A 12385-nucleotide genomic window follows, 5' to 3' on the forward strand; every position below is an offset into this window, starting at 1 on the left:
CATGGGTTTTCGCCTACTGGGGGATCCTACAAGTCCTCATTGTCAGCAGATTCAGTCGACGTGGACGCCGTCGGCGCCAAGCTCGCCACGCGGTCGACAGCATGGCCCTTGGCGTGCTGACAAGGCGGTCATTCCCAACGTGGCGATCCACGAGCTCGGGTAATTCAAGTGGCATCGTTGTCGGCGCGTTCTCGAGATAGGTGGCATCGCCATTGACCGCTTCGCGCGCAATTCGCGCCGTTCATGACTGTGGTCGAAGATCCCCGAAGTCGCCATTCCTTCGAAGGTGCTCCACTCCGGGCGCCCTTCTTCGCCTCGGCTGCGGCGGCAAGCGACGCAGAGGGATCGCGCCATCACTGAGTATCGTCCGGCAAATTGTGGGCGTTGAGCGCAGTGAAGGCAAACTGGCGATGGCCGCAGGTGTTTCTGCGCCTTAGAGCCAAGTTCCGCCATCGGGATTCCAACGGCCGCGGGCATTCTCCGGGGACGCAAGACTATCGATAATGGGACCGAAGAAGCGTCGCAATTCTTCTTGGAGCTCCACAAAGCTCGGCGGTTTGAGAGTCGGTGGGTTGCGGCGAAGAAAGCCGCTCCAAAGACCGCGATCCTCTACAATCGCTGCAAAAGCCTCTGTCAGACCAACGGGCATTACGGTGGGGATGGCAGTCTCTCGGCGCCGAAGCGTGCCGATGACCGCTTCGACAAGGTTCGACGCGTCGAAGGGAAAGATGCGGGTCGTGACCCAGATGTCGTAAAAGTCCTTGATCCGGCCGTTTACTTCCCCAAAGCGGATCATGGCCTCGAACTTCTCCGCGACCACTGTTTCGGGGGGATACATCAGCACGCTTGCCTCCGGCAGGTTCGGCAGCAGGCTGGGAAAGGTCCCTCGCTTTGGCGACGGATAGACATGATCGCCGAAGCCGATGTCGACTTGCACGTGAATTTTCGCGCCAGCCAAGTCCGCCGTCAGACTTAGCTGGGCACCCTGATATTTGTCGGCTTCGCGAACTGCCTCGATCTTGAGGCTGTCTGCGTCGAACTTGATACCGTCATCGGGCGCTTCAACTTGGCAGATGCGGACGAACAGTTCGGCGATAGATACGGGGTTGGGACTGCCCTCGCCGAGCAGATCGAGATCCCCGGTTGGCTGAAATACGTGCTCCGGCCAGGTGACGAACAGCATGGCGCCCTTGAGCACATAGCGAGCGGCCGCCTCGGTTTTGCTGAGGCGAAAGGGCAGGCGTTCGATTGCGTAGCGTGTCAGGACGCGCTGGTAGTCATCACCGTGTTGCCTGGCATGATTGAGCAGTCGGGCTCTGATCGAACATCCAGATTTTTGACGATCTTAGCGGTCACTGGATCGCCTTGATCAAAGGCTCCATTCGGCCGACGACGCGATCGATAGCGGCGAACTTCATCAGTTCGCTCGGTGTGGTCTTTCGTTGGTGCAGAGATTCGCGCAGCGCTTCGATGGCGACGTCCTCACCAACGTTGCGGCGGTGCTTGAAGCAGTCGGCGACAGTCTTCGCTACCCCGTATATCGGCACGTCAACCGCCTTCGACGCGGATATGCTCTACGCCCGCAGTCAGCGCTTCACCGATTGCGCGGACGATTTCGAGCCGGAGGCCTTTGTGCGGCGTGCGGGCCTTGTGTGGAATGGTCATCCAAACTGCATGAGGCAGCTGAGTGGTTAGCCCATGCTGCCGAAGTGCGCTGATCAGGCTGATCACTCCGTGAGGCACGAGCCGGCTGGCTTCCGCCAGATCGTGCGCGGCATCCTCCCCGACGCGATCGGGATCTTGATAGAGGCCGCGACCGAGGCGAACCAGGTCGCCGGCCTCGGTCAGGCGCCTTAGATACACTAGGGGAATGCCGGCAGCCTTGAAGTCACGGGCGCGCGCAATCCCGAGATCTTTGGTCAGGCTAAGAGCACGTTCACGAAAGGTCATATGGTGGTCGGTCATTAGTTATCTTTTGTAGAAGATTATAGGGGAAGTGCCGACAAAAAATAACAGGATCACGTTTTCTAATTTGCTAATGCCCTCTTCGAGAGCCGCCGTGGATACGGCAGCCTCCGATCAGAGGCGGTGCGCGAGGCAAGGCCTACTTCGGAAGAACGGCGAGACCGAGAAGGGAGTCTCACCTTCCGCGTTCGCATCAAGGACGGGGCTGACGCCGCTTAATGTCGAAGTATCGCCAACTGGAATCGAGCGGGCTGGTTCTTGGTGGCTGCGCTCGACGAGAAATCAGATCTTAATCGATCAATGACAGGGCGGTTCGTGCGAGCCTGCGCACTGGCAAGGTCTACGAGTTCTCCTGCACCGAGAGCCGAAGATGTCAGTTACCGGCTTGGTGCCGACGAGAAGGGCGGAACCTATGTGATCGGACCAACCGGGCCCCAAGAGGAAAAATCGTCTCCCGAAAGCAGGGATTTGTATGGCTCGCGTTGCAGGAACGGCTGCTAGAACGGGATATCAAGATGGAAAAGCCAGGCCATTCGCTCGGTTACGAAGTCGATGCAACCGACCGGGGAAACGTCCGTTGCTGATAGAGATCAAATCGGGAGCGACTGCTGCCGACATTCACACAGGCGCCGGGCAGCTGCATCTTTATCCAGCGTTGATACCGGCAATCGCGGGGCATGAGAGGATCCTTCTCCTACCTGGACGCCCCCATGAAGATGTTGTCGCCGCCTCGCCAAGTTAGATATCGCGGTCTTCACCTACGACCCAGGCATTGAACGTGATGGGAGTGGCATTCGCTTCACGAACGAGTTTTTGGAGCTTTGCGGCCTCGACTAATATGGCGATCGAAGGGGGGCTATCTGCACACAAGGGCGCAACAAGGTTCCCCAGCGGCGGTTGCGCTCGAGCTCCGAAATCCTCCAGGCGATGCCAAGCACCCAGATCTGCGCCATCAGCAAGCCAGCGACGGCCGACCACGGCGGCCGCCAGGGACTGCAGAGCGGTTTCGTGACTGTTGCCTTTTGGGTGCGAACCGCCAGCTGGCAGTCGGTCGCGTAGCTTTCTTAGGTGCTAGGTCTCCGTGCCCGCTGCTTTGCTTTCTTTCCTTACCCGGACGCCGATCTCAGGTTCTCTGATTGAAAGGCGCGATGAGGCTTTGGCGCGGCCCGAATTGGATCCCTTACTCTGACATCCAGCCGGGTCCGGTAACGTCTATGTCCGAGACCCGACACACCGACGCGCTGGTATTTCACCCCGCGCGTCACGAAATATCCGGTCCTCTCCCACCACCTCTACGATGGCACGACGGTTGCTTGGCACACAGCGAGGCTCGCCGCGTCTAGGCGAGGTGTTCGCCTCGATGAAATAAAATGCAGGCGAACGAACATGACAGCGGGCAAACATCCAGGGACGGGTATAGCTGATGCGGGTTGCTTCGCATGGAAACACAGGGTCGTCCGGAGTTCGACGATCGCGAGCAGGTCGAAAGCGTAGTGGGCATTGCAAGAGAGGGCCATGAGACGCTGCGGTGCGAAGGCGATAACGGACTGCTCCTCGCGCTAGGACGGCTCATGCCACCTAATCCTCAAGGTCGTGACGTGTAGCTCTGGGGCTCAAGACACTGCTTCGCTGGAGGCCAAAGCCGGCCCATTTTGAACAGGTCAAGCTCCCACGCCAACCACAACATCCGGAATGAAGGAACCGCCATGTACATCGCCATGAACCGCTTCAAGGTCCAGAACGGCTCGGAGGCCGACTTCGAGGCCGTCTGGAAAAACCGCGATTCCAGCCTTGCCGAGATAAAGGGATTCCGAGAATTCCATTTGCTGCGCGGCCCGGTCAGCGAGACCGAAGGTTACACGCTGTTTGCCTCGCACACAGTGTGGGCAACCCACGACGATTTCGTCGCCTGGACCAGATCGGAGAATTTCCTCGCCGCCCACAGGAATCTCGACACGACGAAAGTCCACTACCTCGGTCACCCGCAGTTCGAGGGCTTCTCCGTCGTCGAGGGCGCGTAAGTACCGACTTAGTCTATGCAGCGGCCACCAGGTTGGCATTGCCGCCCGCGGCCGTCGATCGCGCCGCGCGCTTGCGTGCCTGCCTCGACATTTGCCGCCTCGGCCGCGTAGATATCGCCGATGTTCAAGCGCGCCGATCCATGTAGGTGACCGGGAAGCCCGCGACCACGCGCATTGGTCTTATTCCATGTGGCTGCACCAAGTCGCTCGACCGGTCCCCTCAATCGCAAGCCAAAGATAGTGCTGGCCGACGTCGTGCGGGTGACCGCGGCGGAGCGAACGGCCTTTTGTCGATCGACCTCGATCGGCCGGAGTCCGAACGGCTGGTACCGAAAATAACATATCACTCGGGCCAAAAGCCAGACTGAGCTACGACCCAACTAGGCCTCACAGTGCACCCTACGCTCTAGACGCCCGACCTTCCGCAGAAGACAGACGCCGTTCGGCAGCGCAAGAGCGCCTATACCGTCCATCTTTCAGGCGCAGCCGCCTTTGGCCGAGTGCTTGAGAGAGCTCGTGCGCCAAATTCCTTCGTACGTGCTCAGATGCCACCCATGCACAGGTATTTAATTTCAAGGTAGTCTTCGAGCCCGTGACGGGAGCCTTCCCGTCCGATGCCGGACTGTTTTATCCCACCGAAGGGGGCCGCTTCCGAGGACATTCGGCCGGTGTTGATTCCGACCATTCCGTATTCGAGCGCCTCGGCCACGCGCCAGACACGCTTGAGATTGGACGCATAAAAGTAGGCGGCAAGTCCGTAGATCGTGTCGTTGGCCTCGTGAATGACCTGTTCTGCATCTTCGAAGCGAATGATCGGAGCCAACGGCCCGAATGTCTCCTCTTGCGCGATGGCCATTGCGCTGGAGATATCAGTGAGCACCGTCGGCTGGAAGAACGTCCCCACTTTGCCGATGCGCTTGCCCCCGCATTCAACCGTGCCCCCTTTTTGGACGGCATCCGCGATATGGGTTTCGATCTTGGCTAAGGCATGCCTGTCGATCAGCGGTCCGATAGCCACGCCCGGATCGAAGCCGTCGCCAACCGAAAGGTGGCGGACTTTTTCCACGAATCTGACGACAAACTCATCATGAATGCTCGCCTGCACATAAAGGCGGTTCGCGGAAACACAGGTCTGACCGGCATTGCGGAACTTGGCCTGGATCGCACCATCCACTGCGGCATCGAGGTCGGCATCGTCGAAGACGATGAAAGGCGCGTTGCCGCCGAGCTCGAGGCTGACTTTCTTGATCTGATCCGAACACTGGCGCATGAGCAGCCGGCCGACCTCGGTCGAGCCGGTAAAGCTGATCTTACGGACCTTGGCATTGGAGCACAGTTCACGGCCAATCATATCGCCTTCGGAAGCGAAGATCAGGTTGACGACGCCTTCGGGAAAGCCAGCCTCGTGGGCGAGGGCAAACATTGCGCCCGCAACAAGCGGGGTCTGCTCAGCGGGCTTGAGCACGATTGTGCAGCCCGCGGCCAAGGCCGGCGAGATCTTGCGTGCCACCATCGAGGCTGGAAAATTCCATGGCGTGATCGTGCCAACAACGCCGATCGGCTGCTTGATCACCAGCATGCGGCGGTCTGTCGATGGCGCTGCGATCGTCTCGCCGTAGATGCGATTGGCCTCCTCGGCATACCATTGCAGGTACGCGGCCGCATGCGACACCTCCGATTTTGCCTCGGCAAGCGGCTTGCCCATCTCTGCGGTAAGAATTGCAGCGAGGTCGTCTGCGTGGTCAATGATCAGCTGGTGCCACCGCCAAAGTATGTCGCTGCGCTCCCGCGCGGTCAACGCAGCCCATGCAGGCTGCGCCTCATAGGCCTTGTCGATCGCGGCTCGCGTTTGCTCGACGCCCATGTCGGGAAGCTCAGCCAGCAATTCGCCGGTCGATGGATTGAAAACCCTAAATGAACCCTCGCTAGCCGGTCCCGCAGGCGATGGCATATGGTCGATCGCGCCGAACAGGTCCGGGGCTTTCAGGTGGCGGGTCAGCGGTAGGCATAGAGGCAATTTCGGCTTCCTAAACGCGACGAAGGTGTCGATTAGCAGGCTGCCGATGTCTATCCCGCACGGCGCGCTTTTCACATAGAGCCTCGGATGGACGGCGAGTAGACCCACCGTCAATCTACAGCCGGAAGAAAAAGCTGCCACTCCGGCAAAGGAGGCGCGGCGCAACAGCGAGTCCTAACGAAAAAAACGCCTGTTGAGCTCCGCGTTGCAGCAGGTCGTGAGCGGTCTGCCGTTCTCGGCCCATTGGGGCTGACAAGTTGTCATGATAGGCGATGGTTTTGACGATGCGGCGATCCATCGGGAAACAGCACGGCTCCCGTATCGATGTCACCGAACACCTTGCCCGTGACGACCCATGGCCGTTATCCGCAGCCGATTACAAACCAGGGGACTGTAATCGAATCGACAGAGGGAGGTTTACGCCATCAAGAACATTTGACACAAACGCGTCGCCCGATGGAGATATAGCGGCGTAAGCCTTCGCTATGCCAGCCGAGACGATCATGAGCAGATACAGAGACCATCGCAAACCACGCCGGGATCGAGACGAGGACGAGCCCGATTCTTTTTCTGAACGGGCTCCCGAGCCCAGCTATTTTCAACGGCCGCCACCGGTAATCGCAGACCCTGTAAACGCCGAGGTGAAGTGGTTCGACGCGACCAAAGGATTTGGCTTCGTCAAACTCTTGGATGGCAGGGATGCCTACCTGCACAGCAGAGTACTAGAGGCAGCCGGAAACCGCAGTGTCTCTGAGGGAGCGCGTCTCAAGGTCACCGTCGAAGAGCGGCCAAAGGGTCCTCAGGTGTCCCACGTGCTGGAGATTGGCGAGGCCGCGAAAACTTCGCCACATGTCCGTGGTTCTGAAGGATCCGTCCCTGCAGCGGGCGGATCGATCGAGAGCGCGGGCACAGTCAAGTGGTACAATCCCGAAAAGGGCTTCGGCTTCATTGCTCCTGAAGATGGCGGGAAGGATGTCTTCGTTCATGCCACGGCGTTGGTCCGCTCTGGCCTCAGCAGGCTGGTGGAGGGGCAAAAGGTGCTTGTCGAATGCGGGCAGGGCAAGAAGGGCCTGGAAGTCCAGAGCATCCGCATGGCTTAAAGCCAGCAAGCGGGCCATCGGGCGAAACCTATCGCTCACGCAAACGGCCCGCTGCCGGGAGGAAATAGCAGCGGGCCGATATCGAAAACAGCGCGGGAGGAGGTGCGCTGCATTTCAAAGCCGGCATCGCATCTGGGAAGAGTAGATGGCCGACAGCGAAACCATACCCATCGAGCAATATATTGCAATGCACAAAAAATTGTTTGCATCAGCGAAGGGTCTACGGGCCCCCTCGATGGAACTGCCATAACTATGACGGCCCCCATCGACAAAACGCAAAAGGAAAAGGGCGGCATCGCTGCCGCCCTTTCCGTATCTGAAGGCTGATAGGTTGAATTAGAAATCCATACCACCCATGCCGCCCATGCCGCCCATTCCGCCGCCAGGCATGCCAGCCGGCATGCCGCCGCCAGCCGACTCCTTCTTCGGAGCCTCGGCAATCATGGCTTCGGTGGTGACGAGCAGGCCGGCGACCGAGGCCGCGTCCTGCAGAGCCGCGCGCACGACCTTGACCGGATCGACGATGCCCATGGCGATCATGTCGCCATATTCGCTGGTCTGGGCGTTGTAGCCGAAGGTCGCACTCGCGTTGTCGAGGATCTTGCCGGCAACGATCGATGCTTCCGCACCGGCGTTGGCCGCGATCTGACGGGCCGGAGCCTGCAGTGCACGACGAACGATGTTGATGCCGGCGGTCTGGTCGGCGTTGACGCCGGTCACCTTGATGTTGGCCGAAGCGCCCAGCAGTGCGACGCCGCCGCCGGCAACGATGCCTTCTTCGACGGCCGCGCGGGTCGCGTTGAGGGCGTCATCGACGCGGTCCTTCTTTTCCTTGACTTCCACTTCGGTCGCACCGCCGACGCGGATCACGGCAACGCCGCCCGCCAGCTTGGCGAGACGTTCCTGCAGCTTCTCCTTGTCGTAGTCCGAGGTGGTCTCCTCGATCTGCTGCTTGATCTGGGCAACGCGGCCCTGGATCTCGGCCTTCTTGCCGGCGCCGTCGACGATGGTGGTGTTCTCCTTGGAGATCGACACCTTCTTGGCGCGGCCGAGCATGTTGAGGCCAACATTCTCGAGCTTGATGCCGAGGTCTTCGGAAATGACCTGGCCACCGGTGAGGATAGCGATGTCTTCCAGCATGGCCTTGCGGCGATCACCGAAGCCCGGCGCCTTGACGGCAGCGATCTTCAGGCCGCCACGCAGCTTGTTGATGACCAGCGTGGCCAGGGCCTCGCCTTCGACGTCTTCGGAGATGATGACCAGCGGCTTCGAGGTCTGCACGACGGCTTCGAGGACCGGCAGCATCGCCTGCAGGTTGGAGAGCTTCTTCTCGTGGAGGAGGATGTAGGCGTCCTCGAGATCGGCAACCATCTTGTCAGCATTGGTGACGAAGTAGGGCGAGAGGTAGCCGCGGTCGAACTGCATGCCTTCGACGACTTCCAACTCAGTCTCGGCGGTCTTGGCTTCCTCGACCGTGATGACGCCCTCATTGCCGACCTTCTGCATCGCTTCGGCGATCATCGAGCCGACCGAAGCATCACCATTGCCGGCGATGGTGCCGACCTGGGCGATCTCCTCGGAGGTCTTGATCTTCTTGGCGGTCTTGCCCAGAGCAGCGACCACTTCGGTGACGGCCAGATCGATGCCGCGCTTCAGGTCCATCGGGTTCATGCCGGCGGCAACCGACTTGTGGCCTTCCTGGACGATCGACTGCGCCAGAACGGTCGCAGTCGTGGTGCCGTCGCCGGCAATGTCGTTGGTCTTCGAAGCGACTTCGCGGACCATCTGCGCGCCCATGTTCTCGAACTTGTCTTCAAGTTCGATTTCCTTGGCGACGGTGACGCCGTCCTTGGTGATGCGCGGGGCGCCGAACGACTTGTCGATGACGACGTTGCGGCCCTTGGGGCCGAGCGTGACCTTCACCGCGTCGGCGAGGATGTTGACACCGCGCAGCATGCGCTCGCGGGCGTCACGGGAGAATTTTACGTCTTTTGCGGGCATGGTTAGCTCCTGGCAGGGCTTCAATCGAGCCCGAAAATGAGATTCAGGTGAGGGTAGGGCCGATATCAGCCGATGATGCCCATGATGTCGGATTCCTTCATGATCAGAAGGTCCTCGCCACTGAGCTTGACTTCGGTGCCCGACCACTTGCCGAACAGGATGCGGTCGCCGGCCTTGACGTCCAGCGGGACCAGCTTGCCAGCTTCGTCGCGGGCGCCGGACCCGACGGCGATGATCTCGCCTTCCTGCGGCTTTTCCTTTGCCGTGTCCGGGATGATGATCCCGCCAGCGGTCTTGGATTCGGATTCGACCCGGCGAACGACCACACGGTCATGAAGTGGGCGGAATTTCGATCGTGCCATTTTGGATTCCCTGGTGAGGATGTTGAACGGTTCCCCGTTGCCGGAGCGCGATTAGCACTCACCGAGGCCGAGTGCTAACAAGGGGGTGGATAGGCGGTTGGCGGTTGCAAGTCAAGGCGCGAAGAACGGTGAAACCGAGCCGAAGGGACGTGAGCTGAGGGCCTATATCGTTCTTCAGAAGGAGCAGGAGTATAGGCTCATTTCTTGCATCTATACCCCCACAGAGGCGGCGGCGGGGCGTGAGCGAAATGCGCTCTTTAATTTCGATGACTGGCAAGTCAGCACGAAACGTCGGCCGCTTGCGTCGAGGGACGGATCTTGAAGTAAAGCTCACTACGGGTGAGTTCAACCTGCTCATGGCCTTCCTCAAGAACCCAGGCCGGGTGCTTTCGCGCGAGCAGCTTCTGAAGGCCACCAGGGTCTATGATCAAGAGGTCTATGACCGCAGCATCGACGTGCTGATCCTGCGCCTTCGCCGAAGCTGGCACACCCTCGGCCCTGCAGTATATCCGCACCGAGCGCGGCGCCGGGTATGTTTTCGACAGCGCCGTGGACGTTGAGGAGCTGAGGACGCGCCGCTAAGGCGGCGCCCTTCCTTTGTAGTCTATCACGTGCTTCACCAACCACTCAGCGTATGTGGTTCACTCAAGGAGTGTTACCGGAGAGGCGCGACTATGTTGTCTGCCTGGCCGGCTACCGTGGCCGGCTTTGCGGGCGATAGACACCGAGTAGCTCTTCCGCGGAGGGCGCCCGATCAGAAGCGTTAACTGATGCTTGCGCGCGTGGCCATTGTGGCAGCCACGGACATAAGATCGTGTGGACCGGTGTCGGCATGCACCGGGCAACGCCCATTGTCGGGTTTGTCCGGGCCACAACGCTGCCTTGGTCGATTTGCACCCGGCTCGGGCCGAAAGCCGTTTGGAACACTTGTCCAATTTCTTCTGCGCCTTTGGCTCGATTTTTGCTCCTCTCCATCGCGACGCTGCAGATGCTGCCGAGGACGCCTCAACCGCTAATGATGGGAAAGCGCGCTCATTTGGCGCGCAGGATCGGGTTTGGAAAAGGAGAGGCTTGTTTGGCGATTGGATGGAACTTTCGGTTTGCTGCACTCGGATCTTGTCTGCTCACCTCAATGGCGATCGGGCAGGACAATCTGCTCGACGAAGCGAAATCGCTGTTCAGCCCAGTTCCCAAGAACCCGCCTGCCCTTGAGGGCAATCCGGCGACTGCAGAGAAGGTCGAACTGGGCAAGATGCTCTATTTCGAGCCGCGACTTTCGGAGGCGCAAAACATCAGCTGCAACACCTGCCATCAAATCGGGCGCGGCGGCGCTGATGGCCGCCCCACCTCAATTGGCTTCAATTGGCAGCGCGGCGGCCGCAACGCGCCAACTGTGCTCAATTCAGTGTTCAACACCACTCAGTTTTGGGACGGTAGGGCGATCGACCTGATCGAGCAGGCCGGCGGGCCCATCGCCAACCCGATCGAGATGGGAAGCACCCCTGAGCACGCCGTTGACCAGCTCAAGGGCATTCCAGGCTATGTAGAGGCATTCCGCAAAGCCTTCCCAGATGAAACCGATCCTCTCGACTACGACAACATCGGGAAGGCGATTGCCGTCTTCGAGGCGACGCTGACCACGCCCAATGCGCCGTTTGATCGATATCTCGAGGGTGACGAAAAAGCGCTCACCGTTGAAGAGAAGAAAGGCCTCGGGCTTTTTATCCACAAGGGATGCTCCTCTTGCCATAACGGCATAAATATGGGCGGCGGCATGTACGCTCGTTTTGGCGTGGTCGAGAAGCCGGGCCGGGACTTCCTGCCGCCCGACGATGAAGGTCGCAAACGGGTGACAGGAGAGTTGGAGGACCAATATGTCTTCAAGGTCCCTAGCTTAAGAAACGTCGAACTCACTGCCCCGTACTTCCATCGCGGCCGAGCGTGGGACCTCGAGGAGGTGGTGGTGGTGATGGGCACCACCCAGCTTGGCACCCGATTGGCCGCTGACGAAGTCTCCAATATCGTCGCCTTCTTGCGGACACTAAGCGGAGACCAGCCGCAGGTAACTTACCCGATCCTGCCGCCGAGCGTCGCCACGACACCTCGGCCAGCGCCGTGATCGCATGAGTTTGGTGATGCGTTGATTGCCAGCCGCCGTTTGCCTCCGCGACCGGCTCTCTAGGATGCCTTTACTGCGAGTTCAAAAAGCGCGATGGCCCGAGCCGGTCGCCAAGTCACAGGCGACGAACGAGCTTTCCCTAGCAAACCGATTCGCAAGGGATACCGTCCTTGTCTCGGTCCAACTTGCCTCCCCATGAGCAGTTTGCGAGAAACCAGTTTGCTTCATCGCATGTCTGATTCGATTGCTGCTGTGCGTACGCGCCGTGGCTGTAGCGGGGCCAATCCAGGGCCTGGCCGTGCTCGACCATCCAGGCGGACAGGTTAGCACCATCTGAGCGCAGGCAGTCGCCGACAAATCGGTCATAGCGATCCCAGGAGACGAACGAGCAGTGAACTGGCCTCGAGGTCGCCAAGAAGGCGTTCAACGCTTCGGCCGCGCGGCGCCCGCAGGCTGGCTATGGCCCCGATGAGAACTCGCACTCCAGTTTGCGCGGCTGGGAAGATTTTGAGAATGACGGACTCCTGCGCTGATAGCCCGGGCGCACAAGCAGGTTAGGAAGTTTGCCTGCGACGTGCGAGATGCGCAAGGAGGGCCGTCAAACGCATCGCGTTCAGGACCCGCTTCGCAGGGACACCGCCCTTGCGCGCCATCTCGACACCCCAATGCATGTGGTCGAGCTCGCGGATCGAATGAGCGTCCGGATTGATGCTGAAGATGCAGCCCTGATCGAGTGCCTTTTGATGCCAGCGCCAGTCGAGGTCGAGTCGCCAAGGATGTGCGTTGATTTCGACAGCGAC

The 12385-nt window shown here is 59.9% G+C and carries 10 protein-coding genes and 1 pseudogene; 4 read left to right on the forward strand and 7 right to left on the reverse strand.

Features of this window, described 5'->3' with window-relative positions:
• Positions 1-433: 433 nt before the first annotated feature.
• From ACWTU8_RS31180 to ACWTU8_RS31190, 3 genes are read right to left on the reverse strand one after another with little or no spacing between them, the layout of a single operon-like run.
• The gene (locus ACWTU8_RS31180) at positions 434-1321 is read right to left on the reverse strand and encodes a nucleotidyl transferase AbiEii/AbiGii toxin family protein (RefSeq protein WP_455851168.1); all 888 of its coding nucleotides are present in this window, start codon (positions 1319-1321) and stop codon (positions 434-436) included.
• A gap of 31 nt (positions 1322-1352) precedes the next feature.
• Positions 1353-1547 carry a hypothetical protein gene (locus tag ACWTU8_RS31185; RefSeq protein ID WP_455851161.1) on the reverse strand — a complete coding sequence of 65 codons (195 nt, stop codon included), beginning with the start codon at positions 1545-1547 and terminating at the stop codon, positions 1353-1355.
• A 1-nt stretch (position 1548) separates the two neighbouring features.
• Complete coding sequence (locus ACWTU8_RS31190) at positions 1549-1965, reverse strand: type IV toxin-antitoxin system AbiEi family antitoxin domain-containing protein (RefSeq protein ID WP_455851162.1); 417 nt, start codon at positions 1963-1965, stop codon at positions 1549-1551.
• Between the two features lie 1706 nt (positions 1966-3671).
• Here ACWTU8_RS31190 and ACWTU8_RS31195 point away from each other — a divergent pair.
• Positions 3672-3986 carry an antibiotic biosynthesis monooxygenase family protein gene (locus tag ACWTU8_RS31195; protein ID WP_455851163.1) on the forward strand — a complete coding sequence of 105 codons (315 nt, stop codon included), beginning with the start codon at positions 3672-3674 and terminating at the stop codon, positions 3984-3986.
• 541 nt (positions 3987-4527) lie between these two features.
• On the opposite strand, the gene ACWTU8_RS31200 is transcribed toward ACWTU8_RS31195, so the two are convergent.
• The gene (locus tag ACWTU8_RS31200) at positions 4528-5937 is read right to left on the reverse strand and encodes an NAD-dependent succinate-semialdehyde dehydrogenase (RefSeq protein ID WP_455851169.1); all 1410 of its coding nucleotides are present in this window, start codon (positions 5935-5937) and stop codon (positions 4528-4530) included.
• Positions 5938-6506: 569 nt separating this feature from the next.
• On the opposite strand from ACWTU8_RS31200, the gene ACWTU8_RS31205 reads away from it, so the two are divergent.
• A complete protein-coding gene (locus tag ACWTU8_RS31205; RefSeq protein ID WP_455851164.1) occupies positions 6507-7103 on the forward strand; it encodes a cold-shock protein in 597 nt (198 codons plus the stop codon).
• A 336-nt stretch (positions 7104-7439) separates the two neighbouring features.
• Here the strand turns inward: ACWTU8_RS31205 and groL are convergent, their stop codons facing one another.
• Together groL and groES are read right to left on the reverse strand one after the other, a co-directional pair.
• On the reverse strand, positions 7440-9104 hold the full coding sequence (gene groL / locus ACWTU8_RS31210; RefSeq protein WP_455851165.1) for a chaperonin GroEL: 1665 nt from the start codon (positions 9102-9104) through the stop codon (positions 7440-7442).
• Positions 9105-9169: 65 nt separating this feature from the next.
• On the reverse strand, positions 9170-9466 hold the full coding sequence (gene groES, locus ACWTU8_RS31215) for a co-chaperone GroES (protein ID WP_455851166.1): 297 nt from the start codon (positions 9464-9466) through the stop codon (positions 9170-9172).
• A 248-nt stretch (positions 9467-9714) separates the two neighbouring features.
• On the opposite strand from groES, the gene ACWTU8_RS31220 reads away from it, so the two are divergent.
• Positions 9715-10026 (forward strand): winged helix-turn-helix domain-containing protein, encoded by a 312-nt coding sequence (locus ACWTU8_RS31220; RefSeq protein WP_455851170.1) that lies wholly within the window; start codon positions 9715-9717, stop codon positions 10024-10026.
• A 254-nt stretch (positions 10027-10280) separates the two neighbouring features.
• Positions 10281-11585, forward strand: coding sequence for a cytochrome-c peroxidase (locus ACWTU8_RS31225; protein ID WP_455851167.1), 1305 nt, complete (start codon positions 10281-10283; stop codon positions 11583-11585).
• A gap of 554 nt (positions 11586-12139) precedes the next feature.
• On the opposite strand, the pseudogene ACWTU8_RS31230 reads toward ACWTU8_RS31225, so the two are convergent.
• Positions 12140-12385 (reverse strand): annotated as a pseudogene (locus ACWTU8_RS31230) (DNA polymerase/3'-5' exonuclease PolX); the annotation flags it as partial.

Source organism: Mesorhizobium sp. BHbdii (genome assembly GCF_053848045.1).